The following is a 24,688-nucleotide window of genomic DNA, read 5'->3' as shown; positions in this document are numbered from 1 at the left end:
GGTCCGCCCCTGGGCCGGCCAGTCCGTGACTGCGCTGCCCGCGTCGTCTCACATCATGCGTGCGTGACCGGGCGGCGAACCGCCCGGTTCGGGTGTCCGCCTATTCCGCGGCCACCGGCATCCGCGCCATCTCCATCTCGCGCAGCGCCCGGCGGTACTCCACCGGCATGACCTTCACGAACTTGGTGCGGTAGCCGCTCCAATCGTCGAGGATCGCCTTGGCGCGGGGGCTGCCCGTGTACTTGAGATGGTTGGTGATGAGCTGCGTCAGCCGCTCCTCGTCGTGCCCGGACATGTCGGCCAGGATGTCGACCCGCCCCTTGGTCTCCAGATCGCCGTCCTGGTGGAAGCGACGCATCAAGTCGTCCTCCTCCTCGACCGGCTCCAGATCGACCATCGACAGGTTGCAGCGCGCCGAGAACGAGCCGTCCTCGTCGAGCACGTAGGCGATGCCGCCCGACATGCCGGCCGCGAAGTTGCGCCCGGTCTCGCCGATCGACACGACCACGCCGCCGGTCATGTACTCGCAGCCATGGTCGCCCATGCCCTCGACCACCGTGATGGCGCCCGAGTTCCGCACGGCGAAGCGCTCGCCGGCAGAGCCGCGAATGTAGCACTCGCCCGCGATCGCCCCGTACAGCACGGTGTTGCCGACCATGATGGTCCGGTCCTGCGGCGACTTCAGCGCGTCGCTCGGCCGGATGATCAGCTTGCCGCCCGACAGGCCCTTGCCGACATAGTCGTTGCCGTGGCCAGTCAACTCGAGGGTCACGCCGGCCGCCACCCAGGCGCCGAAGCTCTGGCCGGCGGTGCCGGCGAGCTTCACCACGATGGTGTCGTCGGGCAGGCCCTCGTGCCCATGCGCCTTGGCGACCATGCCGGACAGCATCGCTCCGGTCGCCCGATCCGAATTCCGGATCGTGTCGGTCAGGACCACGGGCTCGCCGGTCTCGATGGCGCGCTGGGCACCCGCGATCAGGCGACGGTCGAGGACCGTGTCGATCGGGTGATGCTGCACCTCCACGTGGCGGATCGCCGTGCCCTCGGCCACCTTCGGCCGATGGAACAGCTTGGTGAAGTCGAGCCCGCGCGCCTTCCAGTGGGCGATGGCGTCGACCTTGTCGAGCAGGTCCGAGCGTCCGACAGCTTCCTCCAGCTTGGTGAAGCCCAGCGACGCCAGGATCTCGCGCACCTCCTCGGCCACGAAGAAGAAGTAGTTCACCACGTGCTCGGGCGTGCCCTTGAAGCGCTTGCGCAGCACCGGATCCTGCGTGGCAACGCCCACCGGACAGGTGTTCAGATGGCACTTGCGCATCATGATGCAGCCGGCGGCGATCAGCGGCGCCGTCGAGAAGCCCATCTGGTCGGCGCCGAGCAGGGCCGCGATGATCACGTCGCGCCCGGTGCGGATACCGCCGTCGGCCTGGAGGGCGACGCGCCCGCGCAGGCCGTTGAGCACCAGCGTCTGCTGGGTCTCGGCCAGCCCGGTCTCCCAAGGCCCGCCCGCATGCTTGAGCGAGGTCAGCGGCGCGGCACCGGTGCCGCCGTCGAAGCCCGAGATCGTGATGTGGTCGGCCCGCGCCTTGGCGACGCCGGCCGCGACCGTGCCGACGCCGACCTCGGAAACGAGCTTCACCGACACGTCCGCCGACGGATTCACGTTCTTCAAGTCGAAGATCAGCTGGGCCAGATCCTCGATCGAGTAGATGTCGTGGTGGGGTGGCGGCGAGATCAGGCCGACGCCCGGCGTGGCGTAGCGGACCTTGGCGATCTTGGCGTCGACCTTGTGGCCGGGCAGCTGGCCGCCCTCGCCGGGCTTGGCACCCTGCGCGACCTTGATCTGCATCATGTCGGAATTGACGAGGTATTCCGTCGTGACGCCGAAACGGCCGGACGCAACCTGCTTGATCGAGGACCGGCGCGAGCGCCCGTCCGGCAGGGGCTTGAACCGCTCGACCTCCTCGCCGCCCTCGCCGGAGTTCGAGCGGCCGCCGAAGGAGTTCAGCGCGATGGCGAGCGTCTCGTGCGCCTCCTTGGAGATGGAGCCGTACGACATGGCGCCCGTGGCGAAGCGCTTGACGATCTCGGAGGCCGGCTCGACCGACTCGAGCGGGACCGGCTGACGGCCGATCTCCGGCGCCGACTTGATCCGGAACAGGCCGCGCAGCGTCTTGAGCTGGTGCTCCTGGCGGTTCACGAGATCGGCATATTCCCGGTAGCGCTCGGGCACGTTGAGGCGCACTGCGTGCTGCAGCGTGGCCACCGTGTCCGGCGTCCAGGTGTGGGTCTCGCCGCGCAGGCGGTAGGCGTACTCGCCGCCGACATCGAGGGCGTTCCGGTAGACCGGCGCGTCCCCGAAGGCGTCGCGGTGACGGCGCACCGTCTCCTCGGCGATCTCGGCCATGCCGACGCCCTCGATGGTCGTCGCCGTGCCGAAGAAGTCGCGGCCCACGAAGGTCGAGTTCAGGCCGACCGCGTCGAAGATCTGGGCGCCGCAATAGGACTGGTAGGTCGAGATGCCCATCTTGGACATCACCTTCAGCAGGCCCTTATCGATCGCCTTGATGTAGCGGTAGATGATCTCGTCGTCGGTGAGATCCGGGGGGAACTCATCCTTCATCTCGAGCAGCGTCTCGAAGGCGAGATACGGGTTGATCGCCTCGGCGCCGTAGCCCGCCAGGCAGGCGAAGTGATGCACTTCGCGCGGCTCGCCCGATTCGACCACGAGGCCGACCGAGGTCCGCAGCCCCTTGCGGATCAGGTAATTGTGGACGGAGGCCGTGGCGAGCAGCGCCGGAATCGGGATCCGGTCCGGCCCGACCGCCCGGTCGGTGAGAACGATGATGTTGTAGCCGCCGCGCACCGCAGCCTCGGCCCGGTCGCAGAGGCGGTCCAGCGCCCCGTCCATGGCCTGCGCGCCCGACTCGGCCGGGTAGGTCATGTCGAGCGTCTTGGTGTCGAACCGGTCCTCGAAATGGCCGATCGAGCGGATCTTCTCCAGGTCACCGTTCGTCAGGATCGGCTGGCGGACCTCCAGGCGCTTGCGCCGGGAGGCGCCTTCCATGTCGAGCAGGTTCGGCCGCGGCCCGATGAACGACACGAGGCTCATCACGGCCTCCTCGCGGATCGGGTCGATCGGCGGGTTCGTGACCTGCGCGAAGTTCTGCTTGAAGTAGGTGTAGAGCAGCTTCGACTTCTCGGAGAGCGCCGAGAGCGGCGTATCCGTGCCCATCGAGCCGACCGCCTCCTGGCCGGTGACGGCCATGGGCTGCATCAGCAGCTTGAGGTCTTCCTGGGTGTAGCCGAAGGCCTGCTGGCGATCGAGCAGGCTGACGTCGCCGCGCGACTCGCGCGGCTGCACCGGGCGCAGATCCTCCAGGACGATCTGGGTGTTCTTGACCCAATCGGCATAGGGGTGCGCGGCGGCGAGCTCGCCCTTGATCTCCTCGTCCGAGACGATGCGACCCTTCTGCAGGTCGATCAGAAGCATGCGGCCCGGCTGGAGGCGCCAGGATTGCACGATCTTCTCGTCCGGGATCGGCAGGGTACCCATCTCGGAGGCGAGCACCACGAGGCCGTCATCGGTGACGATGTAGCGGGCCGGGCGCAGACCGTTCCGGTCGAGGGTCGCGCCGATCTGGCGGCCGTCCGTGAAGGCCACGGCGGCGGGGCCGTCCCACGGCTCCATCAGCGCGGCGTGATACTCGTAGAAGGCGCGCCGTTCCTCGGTCATCAGCGGGTTGCCGGCCCAGGCCTCCGGGATGAGCATCATCATCGCGTGGGCGAGCGGGTATCCGCCCTGCACGAGGAACTCGAGGGCGTTGTCGAAGCAGGCGGTATCCGACTGCCCTTCGTACGAGATCGGCCACAGCTTCGAGATGTCGTTGCCGAACAGGTCGGAATCGACGCTCGCCTGACGGGCGGCCATCCAGTTGACGTTGCCCCGCAGCGTGTTGATCTCGCCGTTATGGGCGACCATCCGGTACGGGTGCGACAGCCGCCAGGTCGGGAACGTATTGGTGGCGAAACGCTGGTGGACGAGGGCGATCGCCGAGACGAAGCGCTTGTCCTTCAGGTCGAGGAAGTAGCCGCCGAGCTGCGTGACCAGCACCATGCCCTTGTAGACGATGGTCCGGGACGACACCGAGACCGGGTAGAACTCCTTCACCCGCGGGTCTTCGAGGGCGTAGACCTTATTGGAGATCACCTTGCGGGCGACATAGACCCGGCGCTCGAACGCGTCCTGGTCGGTGACCGAGGCCGGCCGGCCGATGAAGACCTGACGGTGATGCGGCTCGGTCGCCTTCACGGCCTCTCCGAGATCCTCCGGATCGACCGGCACGTCGCGCCAGCCGAGCAGCGGCAGGCCCTCGGCGGCGAGCGCCGATTCGACGATCTCCTGAATGATCGCCCGCGGCTCGTCCGCCTTCGGCATGAAGAACTGGCCGATCGCGTACGAACCCGCCGGCGGCAGCTCGAATCCGAGCCGCGAGCATTCCTCGGCGAAGAAGCCGTGCGGAATCTGCGTGAGGATGCCGCAGCCGTCGCCCATCTTGGGATCGGCGCCCACCGCACCGCGATGGTCGAGGTTCTCCAGGATCTTCAGACCCTGCGCGACGATCGCGTGGGTCCGGCGGTCGTGCATGTCGGCGATGAAGCCGACGCCGCAGGCATCGCGCTCGTTCGCGGGATCGTAGGAACCCTGGGCTTTCGGAAGGGCGGGATCGCGCACGATGAGCGGCATCGCGCCGCCGCGCGGGGCGGCAGCCTGGGCCGTGGACGCAGCAAACTCTTCGGCAGCCCTGCGTTGTGACATGCTTCGTCTCGTCCTTCCCTCGAACCCGTCCGCAGCCAAGAACCCGCGAGCATGTTTCATGCCCGCAAGCCGTCGGCGCCCGGCGCTTCGGCCTCTTGCCGCAGGCCATCCGGCCGGTCCGGGTGGACACGTCCGTCGGCTTGCGTTCATCGAGGACCCAGACCGCTCAGGGAGCGGTGCGCTGGCGCGCCCGTATCCGTCAGCCGAAAAACTCGCCCGCGCGCGAGACGGCGACGGCCGGGGTGCACGGCCGATGGGACAGTTGTGCTGTCCTAAGTCGCAAAACTGCCAGATTGAAATGTTTTCAGCAAGAGACTGCTGGCGGCTGCGGCGTCGCCGCTCTGGATGAGGGGGCGGACCCGGCTCCCGGCCTCCGCAATCTCGCCCGAATCGCGGGTTCTACCGGGCAGGCCGAGCACAAGCGGCATGCGGGGCAACGACCTCGCCGGCATGGTCGAGGTCCGGGTCCACCGGCCCGGACCATGCCGGAACCGGACACTCTGCCGGGTCTCCAAACCGAGAACGCACAAGAGTGACGATGAAGAGCAGAGTTGCACGCCTCCGACGACCGACGATCCTGACGCTGGGCGCGGTCGTCCTATCGGCCGCGACCTGCCTGGGTGCATCCAGCGGCGCCCACGCGCAATTCGCTTTCGAGGATGAGGTCCTCCCCCCGCGCGTCGTGGCTTGGCGCCTCGCAGACCGCGGCTTCAGCGGCCTCAGCCGCCCGCGCTTCGACGGGCGGGTCTACGTCGTCGAGGCCGTCGGCCCCGCCGGCGTGCCGGTGCGGCTCTTCGTCGATCCGATGACAGGGGCGATCGTGGGCCGCCAGCGGACGGGGGCGCCGGAAACCTACGCGCGGCTTGAGCGGCCCACACCCGGTTTCGGCTGGACCGAGGACGAGGCCCTCCCCCGTCGCGCGATCCGCCCGGCCCCGCCCGCCGAGGACCCGATGGCGCGACCGCAGCGCCGACCGGGTGGCGAAGCCTTCCGACCGGACGTCAATCCCGACGGGCTCAACCCCGACGGCGTCGTCCGCAGCGCTCCGTCCAGAAAGGTTGCACGGGCGACGCCCGCGCGCACGCCGGAGCTGAAGACGCCCCACCGCACCTCACCCGAGGCGCCGGCCCCCAAGATCGCTCCCGCCGACACGGCCAAGAGCGATCCGAATCCGCCCTCGGCGCCCGAGACCAAGGCGGCATCGATCGAGAAATCCCCCTCGCCGGCCCCGACGACGCCTGCTGCAGCACCCTCGAAGCCGGCCGGAGCCCCCGTCGCGGACGCGGCCAAGCCGGCCGCGAAGGACTGGAAGGACCCGCCGTCGGACAAGAAGCCGGTGCGGGTGATCGGCGGCGCCACCATCGTCCCGGGCCCGTCCGAATAGGCGCGCAGGCTCTGGCCTCGGCGTCACCCGCCGATGGTCAGCCGCCGGTGGTCAGCCTCTCTGCGCCCGTGAAGACCGTGACGGTATCGGCCCGCGCGATGGCGCAGAGCGTCAGGCCATAGGATCGGGCACGTTCGAGGGCCAGCGACGTCGGTGCCGAGATGGCGACGATCACAGCCGCGCCGAGCCGTGCGGCCTTTTCAACCATCTCGAACGAGCAGCGGCTGGTGATGACGAGAAAGCCCTCGTCCGCGGGCGTGCCCGCCCGCATCAGGGCGCCGATCAGCTTGTCGAGGGCGTTGTGGCGGCCGACATCCTCACGGACCGCCGCGAGGCTGCCGTCGCGGCGAGCCCAGGCCGCCGCGTGAACGGCGCGCGTCTGCGCGCCGAGCACCTGCGCCCGATCCAGATCGGAGAGCGCGCGGGCAATGGCCGGTAGAGCGATCCGGACTTCGGACGCGGCCCGCCCCCCGGCCCGCGGCAGTTGCGCCAGATCCTCGATGCCACAGACGCCGCAACCGGTCCGGCCGCTGATGGCGCGCTTGCGCGCCAAGTGCTCGCGAAGCCGACCGGGCGCCAGATCGACGTGAAGGCGCAGGCCGTCCTCGGCCATCTCGACCCGGGTCGCGCGGATCTCGTCCACGCTGTCCACGATCCCTTCCGTGAGGCTGAACCCGTAGGCGAAATCCTCCAGATCGGCGGGCGTCGCCATCATCACCGCGTGCGGCACGCTGCCGTAGACGAGGTTGACCGGCGCCTCCGCTGCGAGCGCCCGCGTGTCCGGCTTCGGCGCCGAACCGTCATAGGCCATCACCTGCATGGACACCGGCACCGCGCAGGGCGGCAGACCGGACGTTCGACTTCCGGTTTCCGTCGACATCTCGAACTCCGATGGGGTGATACGAACGGCCGGCGATGGCACATCCCCCGCGCCATGCGACCGTGAATGATTTCGCCGTTCCCTAGTGCGCCGACGCCACGAGACACCGCCAACTGGCTGGAAAGCGCGCGATGCGACGCTTGTGCGGTTGCACCTCGCCGGCCCTTGTGGTCTGAAGCCCCGGTCGGATAATGCCGGGTGACACAACCGGTACTCCGTCACGTCGGTACAATCCCGCACGCAGTCAAGACGGGACGGTTCGGCGGCAGCCAGATAGTTCAAGGGAGCCACGAGAGGCAGATGCGGACGGTGCGGACGATCAACCGGTCACTCTGGAGCCTCGCCGCTCTCGGCGCCCTGCTCTTCCCGATATCAGGCGCGCAGGCTGCGGGCTTCGGTCAGCCCGTGCCGTGGGAGATGGACCGGCAGATTCCGGTCACCGACAACGCGCGCGACATCCTGAACTTCGAAATCGGCCTGCACTGGCTATCCCTCGGGATTTCCGTCTTCGTCCTGGGGCTGATCCTCTGGTGCATCTACCGCTTCAGCGAGAAGCGGAACCCGACGCCGTCGCGCACCACGCACAACACCGCCATCGAGATCGCCTGGACGATCGTGCCGGTGCTGATCCTGGTCGCCGTCGCGATCCCGTCCTTCCGCCTGCTGCGCACGCAGCTCTCGGATCCGAAGGCCGACATGATCGTCAAGGTCATCGGCCACGCGTGGTACTGGTCCTACGAGTACCCGCAGACCGAGGCCGGCGGCGGCTTCACCTTCGACGCCAACATCGACGAGGACAAGCAGCCGCGCCTGCTCCAGACCGACAACGAGATGGTCGTTCCGGTCAACAAGATCGTGAAGATCCAGGTCACCGCTGCCGATGTGCTGCATTCCTGGGCCATGCCGGCCTTCGGCTTCAAGATCGACGCCGTTCCCGGCCGCCTGAACCAGATGTGGTTCAAGGCCGACAAGGAAGGCACCTTCCACGGTCAGTGCTCCGAGCTGTGCGGCCAGCGCCATGCCTACATGCCGATCGTGGTCCGCGTGGTCAGCGAGCAGGCCTATGCCGAATGGCTGAAGGAGGCGAAGACCAAGTACGCCCGCATCGACAACGGCACGAGCTTCGCCGAGGCCCGCTGAGCCCCGGCTGACCGAACCGAACCCATCAGATTCACAAGGCATTCGAATCCATGGCTACAGCCGCAGCCCATGCCGGGGCCCACGAGGTCCACGACCATAAGCCATCGTTCTTCGCCCGCTGGTTCCTGTCGACGAACCACAAGGACATCGGCACCCTCTACCTGCTGTTCGCCTTCTGCGCCGGCATGATCGGCGCGTTCCTCTCCTTCGGGATCCGGATGGAGATGGAGGCGCCCGGCCTGCAGTATTTCTCGAACCCCGCGACCTACAACGTGTTCGTCACGGGACACGGCCTCATCATGGTGTTCTTCATGGTGATGCCGGCGCTGATCGGTGGCTTCGGCAACTGGTTCGTGCCCCTCATGATCGGCGCGCCCGACATGGCGTTCCCGCGCATGAATAACATCTCGTTCTGGCTGACGGTGGCGGGCTTCTGCTCCCTGCTCTGCTCGCTGTTCGTCGAGGGCGCGCCCGGCGCGTCCGGCGCCGGCACCGGCTGGACCGTCTACCCGCCGCTCTCGACCGCCGGCCATCCCGGCCCGGCCGTCGACTTCGCGATCTTCGCCCTGCACCTCTCGGGCGCGGGCTCGATCCTCGGCGCGATCAACTTCATCACCACCATCCTGAACATGCGCGCCCCGGGCATGACGCTGCACAAGATGCCGCTCTTCGCCTGGGCCGAGCTGGTCACCGCCTTCCTGCTGCTGCTCTCGCTGCCGGTTCTGGCGGGCGCCATCACGATGCTGCTGACGGACCGCAACTTCGGCACGACCTTCTTCGATCCGGCCGGCGGCGGTGACCCGATCCTGTACCAGCACCTGTTCTGGTTCTTCGGTCACCCCGAAGTGTACATCATGATCCTGCCGGCCTTCGGCATCGTGTCGCACATCATCGCCACGTTCTCGCGCAAGCCCGTCTTCGGCTACCTCGCGATGGCCTACGCCATGGTGGCGATCGGCGTCGTCGGCTTCGTCGTGTGGGCCCACCACATGTACACGGTCGGCCTGTCGCTGCAGACGCAGTCCTACTTCGTGTTCGCCACCATGGTGATCGCGGTCCCGACCGGCGTGAAGATCTTCTCGTGGATCGCCACCATGTGGGGCGGCTCCATCCGCTTCACCGCCGCGATGCACTGGGCGGTGGGCTTCATCTTCCTCTTCACCGTCGGCGGCGTCACCGGCGTCGTGCTCGCCAACTCGGCGGTCGATAAGTACCTGCACGACACCTACTACGTGGTCGCGCACTTCCACTACGTGCTGTCCCTGGGTGCCGTGTTCATCATCTTCGCCGGTGTCTACTACTGGTTCCCGAAGATGACCGGCCACATCATCCCCGAGTGGGCCGGCAAGCTGCACTTCTGGCTGGCCTTCATCGGCGCGAACGTCCTGTTCTTCCCGATGCACTTCCTCGGCCTCGCCGGCATGCCGCGTCGCTACGCCGACTATCCGGATGCCTTCGCCCAGTGGCACAAGGTGTCGACCTACGGCGGCCACATCTTCGGCCTCGGCATGTTCGTGTTCGTGATCGGCGTGGTCCTGGCCTTCCGCTCCAAGGAGCGGGCCGCGGACAACCCGTGGGGCGAAGGCGCCACCACCCTCGAGTGGACGCTCTCCTCCCCGCCGCCCTTCCACCAGTTCGAGACGCTGCCCCGCATCGTCGACGAGCCGGGCGCGCACTGATAGAGACCTCGCGAGGGCCGCATCTGCGGCCCTCGCCCTTCCCCGGAGGCCGGTCGGCCGACCTCCCGGCAAGGGCGAGCGTTGAGGGCGATCCGCACGGGCCGAGGACGACGTCCTGGGCCCCGCTCACGCCGACTCTTGGAACACGTCGAATTCGAGAACCGACTCGGCCGTGACGCGCGCGGCCGGGCGCCGACACAGCAGCGGCAGACGCGATGACGAGCCTGACGAACACGATCGGACCGGAGGTCCCCGCCCCGGCCCTCACGAGCGCCGGCGGCGACGTTCCGGACTATTTCGCCCTGCTGAAGCCGCGGGTGATGGTCCTCGTCATCTTCACCGCCCTGGTCGGCATGGTGGTCTCCCACGGGCACGTGCAGCCGGCGATCGGCGCGATCTCGCTGCTCGCCATCGCGGTCGGCGCCGGTGCCTCCGGCTGCCTCAACATGTGGTGGGACGCGGATATCGACGCCGTGATGAGCCGCACGGCGACGCGGCCGATCCCTGCGGGCAAGATCACGTCGGAGGAGGCCCTCGGCTTCGGCCTGTTCCTCTCGGTGGCGTCCGTGCTGGTGCTGGGCCTCACCGCCAACTGGCTGGCCGCGGCGCTCCTGGCCTTCACCATCGTGTTCTACGCGGTGGTCTATTCCATGTGGCTGAAGCGGGCGACGGCGCAGAACATCGTCATCGGCGGCGCCGCGGGCGCCCTGCCGCCGGTCATCGGTCAGGCGGTGGTGACCGGCTCGGTGGGCATCGAGTCCCTGATCCTGTTCGCCATCATCTTCATCTGGACCCCGCCCCACTTCTGGGCGCTCGCCCTGATCAAGGCCGACGAGTACGCCCGCGCCGGCATCCCGATGATGCCGAACGTCGCCGGCCCGGCCTCCACCCGCCGCCAGATCGTGTGGTACTCGCTGCTCCTCGCGCCCCTCGGCCTCGTGCCGGTCGCGCTCGGCTTCGGCGGCCTCGTCTACGCGGTGGTCGGCCTCGTGGGCGGCCTCGGTATGGTGGCCTTCAGCATCCGGGTTCTCCGGAACCGCGAGGGCGATGCCGAGAAGCGTGCCGCCATGGGCATGTTCGGCTTCTCGATCCTCTACCTGTTCGCGCTGTTCTCGGCGCTCCTGGCCGAGCAGAGCTTCGGCCTGTTCCGCCCGGTCCTGGGCTGAGCGCCATGGCGGATCCCGAGATCCAGTACCGGCCACTCACCCCCGAGGAGGAAGCGCGCCGCCGGAAGCGCTCCGTGGCCATCGCGCTGGCCCTCGGCGCCTGGGTTTTGCTGTTCTTCGTGCTGACGATCGTCAAGCTCGGACCGCAGATCCTGAGCCGGCCGCTCTGAGGAGTTCGCGATGACAGCTGCCCCTTCCGGACCGGGTCGCGGCGCCAAGCGTACCGCCATCGCCTGCGCCGGTCTCGCCGTCGGCATGGTCGGCCTCGCCTTCGCGTCGGTCCCTCTCTACAACGCGTTCTGCAAGGCGACCGGCTACGACGGAACGCCCCGCCAGGGACCGGCGCTCGCCGCCTCCGCGGCACGCACCGACGACAGCATGGTCGTGCATTTCGACACCAACGTCGCGCCGGGGCTGTCCTGGAAGTTCGTCCCGGAAGTGAGCCGCGTCGAAGCGAAGCTCGGCGAGACGAAGACCGTCTTCTTCCGGGTGCAGAATGTCGGCAGCGCACCGTCGGCGGGTGTGGCCACCTTCAACGTCCAGCCCGGCCTGATGGGCGGCTATTTCGTCAAGATCGCCTGTTTCTGCTTCAACGAGCAGACGCTTCAGCCCGGCGAGACACTGGACGTGCCCGTGGTGTTCTATGTCGATCCGGCCGTCCGGGACGATTCGAACACCGCGCATCTCTCGGAGATGACGCTGTCCTACACGTACTTCGCCTCCAAGAACGGCCAGCCGGTCAAGGCGACGGGGGCGAAGTCCGGTTCTTCGGAGACGAAGGGCGATTTCTGATCGCGGACCCGTGACAAGACGGGGCTGCACCGACTAAACGTTCGGGCAAGCTTGGGTGTGGTGTCGGCCGCGCCCGGCCAAGAGCAAGCAACGAACAGCGTAAGGCCGGATGCCGGGAACGGCGCGGGGCACGAGGGTGAGGAGCGACGGGACGATGGCCGAGGCGGACGCCAAGAATCACGACTATCACATCCTGAGTCCGAGCCCGTGGCCGTTGATCGGGGCCTTTTCAGGCTTCCTGATGGCGTTCGGCGCCGTGTTCTGGATGAAGAGCCTCCAGATCGGCACCCTGAGCCCAGGCCCCTACATCTTCGGGGCCGGCACGATCGGCGTCCTCTACACGATGTTCTCGTGGTGGCGGGACGTCGCCCACGAAGCCAATTCTGGCGATCACACCCGCGTCGTCCAGCTGCACCACCGCTACGGCATGATGATGTTCATCGCCTCCGAGGTGATGTTCTTCGTCGCGTGGTTCTGGGCCTACTTCGAGGCCGCGCTCTACACCGCCGATCCCATCCAGGTCTCGCGTGTGGAGTTTACCGGCGGCGTCTGGCCGCCGAAGGGTATCGAGGCATTCGATCCCTGGCATCTGCCGCTCCTCAACACGCTGATCCTGCTGACCTCCGGCACCACGGTGACCTGGGCCCACCACGCGCTGATCGAGGGCGACCGCAAGGGCCTGAAATACGGCCTGTGGCTGACGATCATCCTCGGCGTTCTGTTCACAGCCTGCCAGGCCTACGAGTACAGCCACGCCGAATTCGGCTTTTCGGGAAGCATCTACGCGTCGACATTCTTCATGGCGACGGGCTTCCATGGCGCCCACGTCATCATCGGCACGATCTTCCTCGCGGTCTGCCTGTTCCGCGTCTATGCGGGCCAGTTCACCCCGCGCCAGCATCTCGGCTTCGAGTTCGCCGCCTGGTACTGGCACTTCGTCGACGTCGTATGGCTGTTCCTGTTCGCTGCCATCTACGTGTGGGGCTCGGGCGTCTTCCACGGCGGCGGCGCTCACTGAGACCGAAGCATCCCGCCGATGCATGGCGGACCTGCGAAGGGCGGCTCAGGCCGCCCTTTTGCATTTCCGACGCTTCGTGATCCCCATATCGGATAGGACGGCCCGGGCGCGGGACGACCGGGGTCCGCGCGGAGCTGTTCTGGAGTATGCCCGTGGACAACCGAACCTATTCGCCGCCGCCCCCGATCCCCACCGGCCTGCGCGGCCGGTGCCCGCGTTGCGGCGAGGGCCATCTGTTCAAGGGGTTTCTCACCCTACGCCCCTCCTGCGAGGCCTGCGGCCTCGACTACGCGCATTTCGACTCCGCGGATGGGCCGGCCTTCTTCGTGATGTCGATCGTCGGCCTCATCGTCGTGGGCCTCGCCCTGTGGCTGGAGATCACCTACGAGCCGCCGATCTGGGTTCACGCCACGGTGGCACTGACACTCTCCGTCGGGCTCAGCCTGATCCTGGTTCGACCGCTCAAGGGCCTTCTGGTCGCCCTTCAGTTCAGCAATCGGGCCGAGGAAGGGCGCTTCGAGCCGTGACCGCTGCCGAAACGAAGCGGGCCGCCTGGCGCGATCTCGTCGCGCCGGGAATCGCGTCCTTGATCGCTCTGGCCATCCTGCTCGGCCTCGGGACATGGCAGCTCGAACGCAAGGCCTGGAAGGAAGACCTGATCGCGCGGATCGTTCGGCAAAGCCGGGCCGAGCCCGTGGCGCCCCCGGCGCCGGAGGCCTGGACTCCGGAGCGTGACGAGTTTCGGCATGTCCGGGTCTCCGGGCGCTTCCTCAACGACCGGGAGACCCTCGTCCACGGCCTGGCAGCCGGCGAGACGCCGGGACGCGCCCTGCAAGGCTTCTATGTTCTCACGCCCCTGCGCCGCGACGACGACAGCATCGTGTTGATCAACCGGGGCTTCGTGCCCACGGAACTGAAGGCGCAGGGTGATCGCCGGGATGGCCTGATCGAGGGGCCGACGACGGTCACTGGAATCCTCCGGTCCAGCGAGGCCCGGGGGATGTTCGTGCCGGCGCCCGACCCGGCCCGTGGCGAGTGGTTCAATCGGGATATCGCCGGCATCGCCGCGGCCCGCGGCCTCGGCACGGTGGCGCCCTACCTGATCGAGGCCGATGCCGTCCCGGGACAGACGACCTGGCCGCGGGGCGGTCAGCTCCGCGTCGACCTCCCCAACAACCATCTGCAATACGCGTTCACGTGGTTCGGCCTCGCCGCCTGTCTGATCGGCGTCTTCTCGGTCTTTGCGTGGCGCCGCCTGCACGATTCGGCCGAGCCCCGGGCGGCCTAGGACAAAATCGAACTCTTTGGCTCCCGACGAGGAAAAGTCTCGCCGGGTTCGGCTGAAAAACAGCAACCCGTTCCTTTGACCGCGCGCCGTCGCTCCAGAATACTTTCTGTGTTCTAGATCGATCGGCCGCGCAGTGCATAGTGTATTCAGTTCGCGGCGATCTTCCAAAGACGATACGGCGCGTGGCCGCCGTGCAACTGAGGTAGCGCCGAATGACAAGGCATTTCGCCGATGACCCGCGGCGCGAGCCGATCCGGTTCGCCTACTGGGTGCCCAACGTTTCCGGTGGGCTCGTGATCAGCAAGATCCCGCAGCGGACGAGCTGGGATGCGGAGTACAATCGAAAGCTGGCCCAGATCGCCGAGGCGGCGGGGTTCGAGTACGGGCTGACGCAGATCCGGTTCACCGCCGGCTACGGGGCTGAGTACCAGCACGAATCGGTGGCCTTCAGCCACGCCCTGCTTGCCGCGACGACCAAGCTCAAGGTCATCGCCGCCCTTCTGCCCGGACCGTGGCATCCGACCCTCGCCGCCAAGCAGATCGCCACGATCTCGCAGCTCACCGAGGGGCGCATCGCGGTGAACATCGTGTCGGGCTGGTTCTCGGGAGAGTTCCGGGCCATCGGCGAGCCCTGGCTCGATCATGACGAGCGTTACCGCCGGTCCGAGGAATTCATCCGGAGCCTGCGCGGGATCTGGACGCAGGACAACTTCACCTTCCGCGGCGATTTCTATCGCTACAGCGACTACACGTTGAAGCCGAAGCCCGCCCAGCCGCTGCCTGAGATCTTCCAGGGCGGTTCGTCCCGGGCGGCGCGCGACATGGCGACCCGCGTCTCCGACTGGTACTTCACCAATGGCGGCACGCCGGAGACGATCCGGGCCCAGGTGGACGACATCCGCGCCAAGTCGGCCGAGACCGGCAATTATCCCCGGATCGGCGTGAACGCCTTCGTGATCGCCCGCGACACGGAGGAGGAAGCCCGCGCCGTCCTTCAGGAGATCATCGACAATGCCGATCCCGAGGCCGTGAGGGCTTTCGGCCACGAGGTGAAGAATGCCGGCAAGGCCTCGCCCGAAGGCGAAGGCAACTGGGCGAAGTCGAGCTTCGAGGATCTCGTTCAGTACAACGACGGCTTCAAGACCAACCTGATCGGCACGCCCGACCAGATCGCCGAGCGGATCCTGGCGCTGAAGGATGCCGGTACGGACCTCGCGCTGCTGGCCTTCCTGCACTTCCAGGAAGACGTCGCGTATTTCGGCGCGCACGTGATCCCCCGGGTCCGCGCCCTTGAGGCCGCCCGGAACCGGCATGCCGAGGCAGCCTGAGCGTCGCACGCCGATCCGTATCCTGCCTGACTGGAGTGAGCCATGAACATCGCCGTCGATGCGCGCACGCTCGCGCCGGAGCGCCGTCAGGGCGCTCCCGGCCCTACGCGACCGCCCTCCCCCGCCCATGTGATCCGTGACGATGCCGAGGCGCTGGCCGTCGCCCAGCGGCTGGCTGCCGCGTTCCGGGGCGGCGCCTCGGAGCGGGACCGCCACGCCGCACGACCGCTGGCGGAACTCGACGCCTTCTCTCAGAGCGGCCTCTGGTCGATCAACGTGCCGCGGGCGTATGGCGGCCCGGAGGTCTCGTACCGGACCCTGGCCCAGGTGATCGCCATCCTTGCGGCTGCCGATCCATCGATCGCGCAGATCGCCCAGAACCATCTCGGCATCCTGGCTGCCATCCGGACCGTGTCGGACGAGGCGCAGAAGCACCTGCTCTTCTCGGAGGTGTTGCGCGGAACGCGGTTCGGCAACGCCTTCTCGGAGCGCGGCACCAAGCGGGCGGCCGATTTCGACACACGCTTCACCGATGACGGCGACCACGTCGTCGTGCGGGGCCAGAAATTCTACGCCACGGGCGCCCTTCTCGCGCATCTCGTGCCGATCGTGGCGCTCGATGGAGACGGGCGTGCTTGGTACGCCATCGCCGAGCGGGACGCGCCCGGCCTGACGGTAATCGACGACTGGTCGAGCTTCGGCCAGCGCGGTACGGCCAGCGGGACCGTGCTGATCGAGGACGTGCGGGTACCCAAGACCCATCTCGTCCCCGCCTGGAAGGGCTACGAGGCGCCCACCGCCGACGGCGCGGTGTTCCAGATTATCCAGGCGGCCGTCGATGCCGGGATCGGCCGCGAGGCCCTGGACGACACGATTCGCTTCGTTCGCGACAAGGCCCGCCCCTGGATCGATAGCGGGCTGGAACGGGCCTCGGACGATCCCTACACGATCCACGCGATCGGCGATCTGACCATCCGGCAGCACGCCGCCGAAGCGCTGCTCGACCGGGCCGGGCTCGTCCTCGACGCGGCCGTGGCGCGACCGGATGCCGAGGCGGTCGCCGCAGCGCAGATCGCCGTGGCCGAGGCAAAGGTGCTCACCACCGAGGTGGCCTTGGCGGCGTCAAACAAGCTCTTCGAGCTGTCGGGCACCCGCTCGACCCTGGCGGCGGAGAACCTCGACCGGCACTGGCGGAACGCCCGCACGCACACGCTGCACGATCCGGTCCGCTGGAAATACGCGATCGTGGGCAACCACGCCCTGAACGGCGTGAACCCGCCGCTCCACGCCTGGAGCTGACCGGGCCCTACAGCACGGGCAATCCCCGGGCCTTCGCCTCCTCGCCGGGCTCGACATGGATGGTCACCACGGCGCCGGGGATCGTCGTCTCCAAGGCGGTCTCCAGCCGGTCGCAGATCGCGTGGGAATCCTCGACGGTCATGGCCCCGGGGACGACGAGGTGGAAATCGATGAAGGTGGCCTGACCGGCGGAGCGGGTGCGCACGTCGTGCGCCTCCAGCGCGCCCTCACCGTGCTGCGAGATGAGCGACCGGATCTGGCTCACCATCTCGGCCGGGGCGGCCCGATCCATCAGGCCGTCCACCGATTCCCGGACCATGCGGAAGCCCGACCAGAGGATGTTGAGCGCCACCAGCCCGGCCACGACGGGGTCGAGGACCGGGTATCCGGTCAGGATGACGGCGCCGACGCCGGCAAGGACGCCGCAGGACGTGACAACGTCGGCGAAGACGTGACGCGCATCGGCGATCAGAGCCGGCGAACGCCAGCGCTTGCCCCACCGCATGAGTGCCACCGCCCAGGCGGCGTTGATGATTCCGGCCCCGAAGTTGATCGCGAGGCCGATCAGGGGCGCGTCGAGGGGCTCCGGAGCGAGCAGCCCGGAATAGGATTCGCGCAGGATCAGCAGCGCAGCCACCACGATCAGCGCGCCCTCGATCACCGCGGAAAAGAACTCGGCCTTGTGATGTCCGTAGGGATGGTCCTCGTCGGCCGGACGCGCGGCGACCCGCAGGGCCACGAAGGCGCCCACGGCCGCGACCACGTTGATGATGCTCTCCAGAGCGTCGGAGTACAGGGCGAGGCTGCCCGTGAGCCACGCGGCGTAGAATTTCAGCGCCGTGACGGCGAGGCCGATGCCCGCGCTGAAGAGGGCGGCTTTCTGGGTGCGGTCCATGGATTGCGCCGTTGGGGTGACGCCGCGCCCATACGGCACCCGCCGCGGCCAAGGCCACGGCAAAGGTTCGAGACCGTCGAAAACGTGTTAGCCGCGGCTATGTCTCCGACGGGGTCTCGCGGCCCCGGGCAACCTCGCGCCGTCGGCTCAGCTCCGCCTTGGCGTGGGCGACCTCGGCCTTGCGGAGATAGCGCCGACGCTGCCAGGCGAAGCGCGTCGCGGCGGCCAGGGTCTCCAACCGAGCGGCCTCACGCTCCCAATAACCGAGGAGCTGGCCGTCCAGGGTGATGGACCGGCGTGGCGCGCGGGGGGGCACGCGGGTCGTCACGCGGGGCGATCCCGCGACGCCGGCGGCTCGCCCGTCTCGGCGACGACCAGCGCGTCCGGATCACCGCGGAAGCTGCCGGCACCGGTATCCGGAACGGGGACGCCGGGGCTGCCGAAGGGCTGGCTCGGATAGGCCGATTCGAACTTCGCGCGGGCGGCTTCGGGATCCTCGGCCTTCAGCACGATCTCGGCTGTGCCGGGCAGCGGCCAGCGGGGGTCGGCGTCATCACGGGGGCGAACGGCGTACCAGGGCATGGATCGAAGACCTCGCGTCTCGGTGACGCGGAAACGGGCGCACTCCCCGGCGGTTCCGCGGTTGAAACCGCGTGCCGTTCGGTGCAGGCAGCCGGCGATGCGCGTGGACCTCTTCGATTTCGACCTGCCGGAAACCAGCATCGCCCTGCGCCCGGCCGAGCCGCGCGATGCCGGGCGGCTGCTCGTGGTGCAACCCGGCCTGCCGCCGGCCGACCAGACCGTGCGCGACCTTCCCGGCGCCCTCAGGGCGGGCGATGCCCTGGTCTTCAACGACACGAAGGTGATCCCCGCGCGGCTGAACGGTGTCCGCACGCGTCCCGGCGCCCCGGGCCAGCGCACGGAGGTGTTGCTTCACCTGCGCGAAGCCCCGGATCGCTGGCGCGCCTTCGCCCGGCCGGCGAAACGACTCGCTCCGGGCGATGCACTGCGCTTCGGCGCACTGGGCGCCACCGTCATCGAGAAGGCCGAGGCCGGCGAGATCGTCCTGGCCTTCGACCGGTCCGGGCCCGAGCTCGACGCCGCCATCGCCGCCGAGGGCGCCCTGCCGCTGCCGCCCTACATCGCGGGCAAGCGCGCCACGGATACCCGGGACACCACCGACTACCAGACGGTCTACGCCCGGCATCCGGGAGCGGTCGCGGCGCCGACGGCAGGCCTGCACTTCTCCGAGGCGCTGCTGTCCGATCTCGATGCCGCGGGTCTGCGGCGCCACCACGTCACGCTGCATGTCGGCGCAGGGACCTTCCTGCCGGTCAAGGCCGAGGATACCGACGCACACCGCATGCATGCGGAGATCGGCATCCTCGACGCAGCCACGGCCGACGCCCTGAACGCGGCGCGGGCCGCGGGGGGTCGGATCGTCGCGGTGGGCACCACGGCGCTGCGCCTTCTGGAGAGCGCCGCCGGCCCGGACGGGACGCTCGCGCCCTTCTCGGGGCCGACCGAGATCTTCATCACGCCGGGCTATCGGTTCCGCGCGGTCGACGCGCTCGTGACCAACTTCCACTTGCCGCGCTCGACGCTGTTCATGCTGGTCTCGGCCTTCTCCGGACTGGAGACGATGCGCGCGGCCTACGCGCACGCGATCGAGGCGGGATACCGGTTCTACTCCTACGGCGACGCCAGCCTGCTCTTCCCGGGCCCGCGCGCGGACATCCCATGACCGACAGCGTTCCCTTCGGATTCAACCTGCTGGCGCAGGACGACACCGCCCGAACCGGCGTCATCACGACGCCGCGCGGCACGATCCGCACACCGGCCTTCATGCCGGTGGGCACCGCCGCGACCGTCAAGGCGATGTATCCCGATCAGGTCCGCGACCTCGGCGCCGACGTGGTGCTGGGCAACACCTATCACCTGATGCTGCGGCCCGGCCCGGAGCGGATGGCCCGGCTCGGCGGCCTGCACCGCTTCATGAACTGGGATCGGCCGATCCTGACGGATTCCGGCGGCTTCCAGGTGATGTCCCTCTCCGCCCTGCGGAAGATCGACGAGCAGGGCGTGACCTTCCGCTCGCATATCGACGGCACCGCCCACCACATGAGCCCGGAGCGCTCCATCGAGATCCAGGGTCTGCTCGGCTCGGACATCCAGATGCAGCTCGACGAATGCGTGCGCCTGCCGGCCGACCATGCGGCCATCGAGAAGGCCATGCATCTGTCCCTGCGCTGGGCCGAGCGCTGCCGCGTCGCGTTCGGCGAGCAGCCCGGGCGGGCCCTGTTCGGCATCGTCCAGGGCGGCGACGTGCCGGCCCTGCGCGTCGAGAGCGCGCGCGCGCTGACGGATCTCGATCTCAAGGGCTACGCGGTGGGCGGCCTCGCCGTGGGCGAGCCCCAGGAGGTCATGTTCGCCATGATCGAGACGGTGGAGCCGCATCTGCCGGCGGCGAAGCCCCGGTACCTGATGGGCGTCGGTACGCCGGACGACATCCTCGGCGCGGTCGCCCGCGGCATCGACATGTTCGACTGCGTGATGCCGACTCGCGCCGGCCGGCACGGCCTCGCCTATACGCGCCACGGACGGGTCAACCTGCGCAATGCCCGCCACGCCGAGGACACCGCGCCGCTCGACGAGGCCTCGACCTGTCCGGCGGCCCGGGATTACTCCCGCGCCTATCTGCACCACCTCGTTCGCTCGAACGAGATCCTCGGGATGATGCTCCTGACCTGGAACAACCTCGCCTATTATCAGGACCTGATGGCCGGCGCCCGCGCGGCGATCCGGGACGGCCGCTACGCGGATTACTGCACCAGCACCCGCGCGGGTTGGGCCCGGTCCGAGCGCGCCGCCGCCTGACCGCCCAATTCAGGGATGTGCCAGCACGCGGTAGACTCCGTCCGGATCGTCATGGCCCGTCGCGACGGCGGCCTTCAGATCCGAGACGAGCCGCGCCGCCACGGGCAAACGGTAATGGAGCGCGTCCCAGTAATTCGCATCCTCGGTCGTGAGCGGCGAGATCCGGCGGAAATCCACCACGACGGCGCCGCGGCGTTTCCCGATCATCGCGGTGCGCGCCTTGCAAGCCGCCTCGCGCCGGCCCGCTGCCGAGTCCGGCGCTCCCTGCGCCGCCGCATGGACCGGCATGAACGCCACGATCTTCAGCGCCTCCCCCGGCACGCGGCCGAGCAGATCGTCGAGATGGGCGAGGGCCGGCATCGGGGCGCCCGGTGCGTCCGCGGCGGATGACTCGACGGCCCCCGCTCGGATATGCGCCCGCGCGCGGTCGAGATCGTAGCGCGCCTCCGATGGCGTGAACACCGCATAGCCGTCGCCGCGGATCCTCGCCCGTGCCAGCCCGAGATCTGCGAACCCGGCTCCGACGGCCGTCGTGACCGAGCGCAAGCTCATCTGCCGCAACACGTCCCCCGGCGCTCCGTCCGCGTAGAGCCAGTCCGGAAAGGCGTTCGCGGTTCGGGCCGGCGGATCGGCGGCGCACCACGTGGCGTCGAGGCCGAACAGGACCGCGCGGATCGGCCTGCGTGCCAGGAACAATCCGGCGAGGCGGGTCTGCTCATCGGGCGTGGCGGCATTCATAGCCAGATTGGCGAACCGCACGCCGAAGGCCGCGTCCAGCGCGACCGGGTCGAGCAGACGTGCGGTCGAGGTCCCGAAGACCGCCGCGTCGAACGGACCGCCGCGGGCGATCTGCGGGTAGGAGAGCCGCTGATTGGTGTCCATGATCGGTCCCGGCGGACGACCGGGCGCGGCCCGCAATCCGTAAGGGTCGATTGCGGCCACGAGGCCGATCGCCGCCAGGCCCATGATTGCGGCGGCCACGACGAAGGTGCGGGCGAAGCCGCTCCATACTGAAGGGTGGTCGATCGGGCGGTGAGACGGCGCGTCCATCGGCGGGCTCCATACGCCATTCCGCCGCCCGCGTCGCAGCCGGCGACACCGGGCGACGGCGCATCCCCGTGGGTTTGCTCGACCAGGGACACGGGCATGCGCGGAGCCATCACGCCGCCTCCACCGCGACTGACCGCTTCGTCGCGGCACCCAGACCCGTCTCAGATCGAAAAACCTTCGATTCACCATCCTGGACGGAGGCGAAGGCCAAATCCTGATCGAGGCCGTTGGAGGCGCATGGTCTCCTCCGCGCCGCCTGAGAAAGACCCCCTCGCGACGGCGGCGGAAGCGGTCGCCGATCTTCCGACGAATGTCTTCGTTACGCGGTGGCAGCAAATCACGGGTGAGCCGCCCGCGATTCTCTTGAGCTCGTATTCCGAGATGATCGCGCTCTTGGTGGCGAGCGTGCCCATGGCGCCGTTTCCACGTCACGGGCCTGAGCCCGACGAGGCGGGTCTCGACCCCGGTGCGGGCCGAGATCGAAACGAGCCATGACGATGACGGCTCCGGATCAGGTTCGGCAGCGGCGGCGCCGCGCATGAATCCCGCGCCGGCGCGGAATGCCGGAGTTCGTCGGCGCGGCCGGTTCGATCGTGGTTACGCTGACGTGAGGCGGTGAGACAGGGATCGACGGTCCCGTTCCGACGGCACGCTCGACAGAGGCGGCTTATTTCAGACCGCCCTCGGTGTGGAGGCACTTGGGGATTGGAAAGTCTCGGGAAATCTTGGTCGGAGTGGCAGGATTTGAACCTGCGACCCCCACGTCCCGAACGTGGTGCGCTACCAGACTGCGCTACACTCCGAAGGCCGTCCCGCGTCTCCGCTGGGCCAGCGAGCGGGTGTATAGCCGCGCCTTTCCCCCACCGCAAGCGCGGTGTTGCGCCTTTTCAGCCGAGATGTTCGGGCCAATCGTCGGAGAGCCGGTGGCTCGTGATCGCCACCGCGGCCGAGCGCACCGCAACCGTGGCGAGATGGTCCGCGCCGCAATCGAGATCCGCGAGACTCCACGGGCCGTCCAGTGTCCAGGATCCGTCGCCGACCGCCCGGAGGAGACGCGGGGCTTCAGGCGGAACGGTGACGCTGAACCGGTCGAGGGGCAGCGACAGGCCGCTGCCGAGCGCCTTCACCACGGCTTCCTTGCGGGTCCACAGACCGAAGAAGGCACGCTCGACCGTGCTCCGGGATGCTCGGGACAGGGCTGACACCTCGTCGGCGGCGAAATGCGCCCGCGCGATCCGCAGCGCGTCCACGATCGGCCGGACGGCCTCGACATCGACACCGATGGGCATGTCGCGCGCGATGCCGATCACCGCCCGCGCTCCGGAATGCGACAGGTTGAACTGCCAGGCGCCCCGCGCCGCACCCGCGAGCTCCGGCTTGCCGCCGGGACCGGCCGTGATCTCCACTTCGGCCGGCGCGAGACCGAGCACGTCGGCGAGCACCGTTCGGAGCGCCGCGTGGCTGGCGACGAAGCGCGCCCGATCCGCCGGCCGCAGGAACCGGTCCGCGCGCAGGCGCTCCGCGCCGTCGAGTACGGCGTCGCAGCGATGGAGCCGGTCCGGAGAAAGCCCGAGATCGACGATCCAGACCCGAGCCGCGCTCACGCGACGCCTCGCGGGGGCGGAGAGCTGGCGCTAGCGTCGGCAGGGCGAAACGGCACGGGCGGGGATCCGGTGAGGGCGGTATGAGCAGCATCGGAAACAAGCCCGCCTCCCGCAAGGAGCGGCGTGCGCGATGACCCCGATTGCCGCGGGTTTCGGCAGCGCCCCCTCGGACAAGCCGAGCCTGCACCGGCGAAGGGTCCGCTACGGGGTGTTCTTCGCCACTTATCTCTACCAGGGACTCATCGCGGGCTTCTCGCTCACCGCCCTCGCCAACCATCTGGCAGCGCAGGGCGTTTCGTCGGCCGAGATCGGCGTTCACTTCGCCCTGGCGGGACTGCCCTGGACGTTGCAGCCCCTGCTCTGGGGACCCTGGGTGGACCGGGCCGGCGACACGCGGATGGGCCGGCGTCGGCCCTTCGCGGTCGCAGCGCTCGTCGGATGCCTCGCGAGTCTCGCGCTCCTCCTCGTCGTCGAACGCAACGCCATCGGTGCCTTGGGACTGGTCTTCCTCGTTCACAGCGTGTTCGCGTCGCTGCTCGACACCGCCTGCGACCGGATGATCATGGACCATGTCCCGGCGCACGAGCTCGGCCGGGTCAGCGCCTGCACGCGCGCGGGCTTCGTGGCGGGAACCAGCCTCAGCGCCGGGCTCTTCGGCTGGATGCTGGCGACCTGGGGATTCGCCGCGAGCAGCCGCTGGCTGCTCGTCGCCGCGATCCTCGCGAGCCTGCCGATGCTGCTGATCCGCGAGGCGCCGACTGACGCGTTCCTGTCCTGCGAGCGCCGCGGAGCGGCACCGCGCCGCGTCCCGATCCGGCGCTTCCTGCGCCGGACCGTCGTCGCGCTCCAGCGGCCGCGTGCCCTGCGTCTGCTCGCCTTGTGCTTCGGCCTGGACGCCGCCCTGGGACTGTTCGAGCTGCCCTTCTCGATCGATCTGCTCCAGCGTCAGGGCTGGGATGCCGCCGGCCTGTCGCGCCTTCAGGCGATCCTGACCCTGGCGAGCGGCACGGCCGGCGCCGTCGCGGTGGGTCTCTGGTCGGATCGGGCGGGGGCAGCAGCGCCCTTGCGCGTGCTGCTCCTGGGAAGCGCCGTCACCTTCGCGCTCGCCGGCAGCTTGATCGGCGCCGGCCTCATCGGGGCGGCGGGACCGGTGATCCTGGCGCTCACCAGCGTGCTGCCCGGCCTGCTGATCGTCGCCCTGATGCCGGCCCTGCTCGAGTCGAGCCGGGGCCGACCGGGCGCTGCCACGCAGTTCGAAGTCTACATGGCCGCCATGAATCTGGGCTCGGTCGCCGGCACCGCCGTCGCGGGCTGGCTGGCGCCGATGCTGCCGCTGCACGGGGTCGCCGTCCTCGTCGCCGCAACATTCCTGGCGGCGTTCCGGATGGCGGGAGACGGCGGCCTGCTCAACTCCCATGCTTGAGGGAACAGGGGACTGCGCGCCACGGCCGACTCCCCGTCGGCCGCCGATG

Annotated in this window: 21 protein-coding genes and 1 tRNA gene; 14 read left to right on the top strand and 8 right to left on the bottom strand. The window is 68.9% G+C overall.

Translation table 11 applies throughout. The features are described 5' to 3' along the window. Positions 1–100 precede the first annotated feature (100 nt). Entirely contained in the window at positions 101–4,816 is a 4,716-nt protein-coding gene (gene gltB / locus GGQ91_RS16535) for a glutamate synthase large subunit (protein WP_043754887.1), read from the bottom strand. Between the two features lie 538 nt (positions 4,817–5,354). Between gltB and GGQ91_RS16530 the strand changes: the two genes are divergently transcribed. After that, positions 5,355–6,200, top strand: a complete 846-nt coding sequence (locus GGQ91_RS16530; RefSeq protein WP_182592444.1) for a hypothetical protein — start codon at positions 5,355–5,357, stop codon at positions 6,198–6,200. A gap of 37 nt (positions 6,201–6,237) precedes the next feature. Here GGQ91_RS16530 and fdhD read toward each other — a convergent pair whose 3' ends face one another. Next, positions 6,238–7,080, bottom strand: a complete 843-nt coding sequence (fdhD, locus tag GGQ91_RS16525) for a formate dehydrogenase accessory sulfurtransferase FdhD (RefSeq protein WP_182592443.1) — start codon at positions 7,078–7,080, stop codon at positions 6,238–6,240. Positions 7,081–7,380: 300 nt separating this feature from the next. Here fdhD and coxB point away from each other — a divergent pair, with 300 nt between their 5' ends. From coxB to GGQ91_RS16475, 10 genes are all read left to right on the top strand, one after another. Then, a complete protein-coding gene (gene coxB, locus GGQ91_RS16520) occupies positions 7,381–8,220 on the top strand; it encodes a cytochrome c oxidase subunit II (RefSeq protein ID WP_043348479.1) in 840 nt (279 codons plus the stop codon). Between the two features lie 50 nt (positions 8,221–8,270). Further along, on the top strand, positions 8,271–9,899 hold the full coding sequence (gene ctaD, locus GGQ91_RS16515; protein WP_043348481.1) for a cytochrome c oxidase subunit I: 1,629 nt from the start codon (positions 8,271–8,273) through the stop codon (positions 9,897–9,899). A gap of 215 nt (positions 9,900–10,114) precedes the next feature. Continuing rightward, on the top strand, positions 10,115–11,065 hold the full coding sequence (locus tag GGQ91_RS16510) for a heme o synthase (RefSeq protein WP_043380432.1): 951 nt from the start codon (positions 10,115–10,117) through the stop codon (positions 11,063–11,065). 5 nt (positions 11,066–11,070) lie between these two features. Beyond that, positions 11,071–11,235: a hypothetical protein gene (locus GGQ91_RS16505; protein WP_043348492.1), complete on the top strand. Its 165-nt coding sequence runs from the start codon at positions 11,071–11,073 to the stop codon at positions 11,233–11,235. Between the two features lie 10 nt (positions 11,236–11,245). Beyond that, the gene (locus GGQ91_RS16500) at positions 11,246–11,857 is read left to right on the top strand and encodes a cytochrome c oxidase assembly protein (protein ID WP_182592442.1); all 612 of its coding nucleotides are present in this window, start codon (positions 11,246–11,248) and stop codon (positions 11,855–11,857) included. A 154-nt stretch (positions 11,858–12,011) separates the two neighbouring features. Continuing rightward, positions 12,012–12,875 (top strand): cytochrome c oxidase subunit 3, encoded by an 864-nt coding sequence (locus GGQ91_RS16495; RefSeq protein WP_182592441.1) that lies wholly within the window; start codon positions 12,012–12,014, stop codon positions 12,873–12,875. A 146-nt stretch (positions 12,876–13,021) separates the two neighbouring features. Beyond that, positions 13,022–13,402, top strand: a complete 381-nt coding sequence (locus GGQ91_RS16490; protein ID WP_051044717.1) for a DUF983 domain-containing protein — start codon at positions 13,022–13,024, stop codon at positions 13,400–13,402. Continuing rightward, the gene (locus tag GGQ91_RS16485) at positions 13,399–14,163 is read left to right on the top strand and encodes an SURF1 family protein (protein WP_182592440.1); all 765 of its coding nucleotides are present in this window, start codon (positions 13,399–13,401) and stop codon (positions 14,161–14,163) included. The genes GGQ91_RS16490 and GGQ91_RS16485 overlap by 4 nt, the downstream gene beginning before the upstream one ends. A gap of 212 nt (positions 14,164–14,375) precedes the next feature. Then, positions 14,376–15,491: a dimethylsulfone monooxygenase SfnG gene (gene sfnG, locus GGQ91_RS16480; RefSeq protein WP_182592439.1), complete on the top strand. Its 1,116-nt coding sequence runs from the start codon at positions 14,376–14,378 to the stop codon at positions 15,489–15,491. A gap of 42 nt (positions 15,492–15,533) precedes the next feature. Further along, complete coding sequence (locus GGQ91_RS16475; protein WP_179697834.1) at positions 15,534–16,790, top strand: SfnB family sulfur acquisition oxidoreductase; 1,257 nt, start codon at positions 15,534–15,536, stop codon at positions 16,788–16,790. A 7-nt stretch (positions 16,791–16,797) separates the two neighbouring features. Here GGQ91_RS16475 and GGQ91_RS16470 read toward each other — a convergent pair whose 3' ends face one another. From GGQ91_RS16470 to GGQ91_RS16460, 3 genes are all read right to left on the bottom strand, one after another. Beyond that, a complete protein-coding gene (locus GGQ91_RS16470; RefSeq protein WP_043380442.1) occupies positions 16,798–17,685 on the bottom strand; it encodes a cation diffusion facilitator family transporter in 888 nt (295 codons plus the stop codon). Positions 17,686–17,782: 97 nt separating this feature from the next. Further along, entirely contained in the window at positions 17,783–18,013 is a 231-nt protein-coding gene (locus tag GGQ91_RS16465) for a hypothetical protein (protein ID WP_244538815.1), read from the bottom strand. Continuing rightward, on the bottom strand, positions 18,010–18,267 hold the full coding sequence (locus GGQ91_RS16460; RefSeq protein WP_043380445.1) for a hypothetical protein: 258 nt from the start codon (positions 18,265–18,267) through the stop codon (positions 18,010–18,012). The genes GGQ91_RS16465 and GGQ91_RS16460 overlap by 4 nt, the downstream gene beginning before the upstream one ends. Positions 18,268–18,364: 97 nt before the next feature. Between GGQ91_RS16460 and queA the strand changes: the two genes are divergently transcribed. Both queA and tgt read left to right on the top strand, forming a co-directional pair. Then, positions 18,365–19,429, top strand: a complete 1,065-nt coding sequence (gene queA, locus GGQ91_RS16455) for a tRNA preQ1(34) S-adenosylmethionine ribosyltransferase-isomerase QueA (RefSeq protein ID WP_043380447.1) — start codon at positions 18,365–18,367, stop codon at positions 19,427–19,429. Then, the gene (gene tgt, locus GGQ91_RS16450) at positions 19,426–20,562 is read left to right on the top strand and encodes a tRNA guanosine(34) transglycosylase Tgt (RefSeq protein ID WP_182592438.1); all 1,137 of its coding nucleotides are present in this window, start codon (positions 19,426–19,428) and stop codon (positions 20,560–20,562) included. The genes queA and tgt overlap by 4 nt, the downstream gene beginning before the upstream one ends. Positions 20,563–20,571: 9 nt before the next feature. On the opposite strand, the gene GGQ91_RS16445 is transcribed toward tgt, so the two are convergent. The 3 genes from GGQ91_RS16445 to GGQ91_RS28525 form a co-directional block, all read right to left on the bottom strand. Beyond that, on the bottom strand, positions 20,572–21,612 hold the full coding sequence (locus GGQ91_RS16445) for a hypothetical protein (RefSeq protein WP_182592437.1): 1,041 nt from the start codon (positions 21,610–21,612) through the stop codon (positions 20,572–20,574). 726 nt (positions 21,613–22,338) lie between these two features. Continuing rightward, a tRNA-Pro gene (locus GGQ91_RS16440) sits at positions 22,339–22,415 on the bottom strand. Positions 22,416–22,499: 84 nt separating this feature from the next. Beyond that, positions 22,500–23,216 carry a 4'-phosphopantetheinyl transferase superfamily protein gene (locus tag GGQ91_RS28525; RefSeq protein ID WP_182592436.1) on the bottom strand — a complete coding sequence of 239 codons (717 nt, stop codon included), beginning with the start codon at positions 23,214–23,216 and terminating at the stop codon, positions 22,500–22,502. 130 nt (positions 23,217–23,346) lie between these two features. On the opposite strand from GGQ91_RS28525, the gene GGQ91_RS16430 reads away from it, so the two are divergent. Next, positions 23,347–24,639: an MFS transporter gene (locus GGQ91_RS16430; RefSeq protein ID WP_182592435.1), complete on the top strand. Its 1,293-nt coding sequence runs from the start codon at positions 23,347–23,349 to the stop codon at positions 24,637–24,639. Positions 24,640–24,688 lie beyond the last annotated feature (49 nt).

Source organism: Methylobacterium fujisawaense (assembly GCF_014138435.1).
Classification (GTDB): domain Bacteria; phylum Pseudomonadota; class Alphaproteobacteria; order Rhizobiales; family Beijerinckiaceae; genus Methylobacterium; species Methylobacterium fujisawaense.
This window is presented reverse-complemented; position numbering and strand designations above follow the sequence as displayed.

What these genes read in the sequence shown, in the direction of transcription:
- gltB (WP_043754887.1), bottom strand. Translation starts at nt 4,816, where the DNA reads ATGTCACAACGCAGGGCTGCCGAAGAGTTTGCTGCGTCCACGGCCCAG.
- GGQ91_RS16530 (WP_182592444.1), top strand. Translation starts at nt 5,355, where the DNA reads ATGAAGAGCAGAGTTGCACGCCTCCGACGACCGACGATCCTGACGCTG.
- fdhD (WP_182592443.1), bottom strand. Translation starts at nt 7,080, where the DNA reads ATGTCGACGGAAACCGGAAGTCGAACGTCCGGTCTGCCGCCCTGCGCG.
- coxB (WP_043348479.1), top strand. Translation starts at nt 7,381, where the DNA reads ATGCGGACGGTGCGGACGATCAACCGGTCACTCTGGAGCCTCGCCGCT.
- ctaD (WP_043348481.1), top strand. Translation starts at nt 8,271, where the DNA reads ATGGCTACAGCCGCAGCCCATGCCGGGGCCCACGAGGTCCACGACCAT.
- GGQ91_RS16510 (WP_043380432.1), top strand. Translation starts at nt 10,115, where the DNA reads ATGACGAGCCTGACGAACACGATCGGACCGGAGGTCCCCGCCCCGGCC.
- GGQ91_RS16505 (WP_043348492.1), top strand. Translation starts at nt 11,071, where the DNA reads ATGGCGGATCCCGAGATCCAGTACCGGCCACTCACCCCCGAGGAGGAA.
- GGQ91_RS16500 (WP_182592442.1), top strand. Translation starts at nt 11,246, where the DNA reads ATGACAGCTGCCCCTTCCGGACCGGGTCGCGGCGCCAAGCGTACCGCC.
- GGQ91_RS16495 (WP_182592441.1), top strand. Translation starts at nt 12,012, where the DNA reads ATGGCCGAGGCGGACGCCAAGAATCACGACTATCACATCCTGAGTCCG.
- GGQ91_RS16490 (WP_051044717.1), top strand. Translation starts at nt 13,022, where the DNA reads ATGCCCGTGGACAACCGAACCTATTCGCCGCCGCCCCCGATCCCCACC.
- sfnG (WP_182592439.1), top strand. Translation starts at nt 14,376, where the DNA reads ATGACAAGGCATTTCGCCGATGACCCGCGGCGCGAGCCGATCCGGTTC.
- GGQ91_RS16475 (WP_179697834.1), top strand. Translation starts at nt 15,534, where the DNA reads ATGAACATCGCCGTCGATGCGCGCACGCTCGCGCCGGAGCGCCGTCAG.
- GGQ91_RS16470 (WP_043380442.1), bottom strand. Translation starts at nt 17,685, where the DNA reads ATGGACCGCACCCAGAAAGCCGCCCTCTTCAGCGCGGGCATCGGCCTC.
- GGQ91_RS16460 (WP_043380445.1), bottom strand. Translation starts at nt 18,267, where the DNA reads ATGCCCTGGTACGCCGTTCGCCCCCGTGATGACGCCGACCCCCGCTGG.
- queA (WP_043380447.1), top strand. Translation starts at nt 18,365, where the DNA reads ATGCGCGTGGACCTCTTCGATTTCGACCTGCCGGAAACCAGCATCGCC.
- tgt (WP_182592438.1), top strand. Translation starts at nt 19,426, where the DNA reads ATGACCGACAGCGTTCCCTTCGGATTCAACCTGCTGGCGCAGGACGAC.
- GGQ91_RS16445 (WP_182592437.1), bottom strand. Translation starts at nt 21,612, where the DNA reads ATGGACGCGCCGTCTCACCGCCCGATCGACCACCCTTCAGTATGGAGC.
- GGQ91_RS16430 (WP_182592435.1), top strand. Translation starts at nt 23,347, where the DNA reads ATGACCCCGATTGCCGCGGGTTTCGGCAGCGCCCCCTCGGACAAGCCG.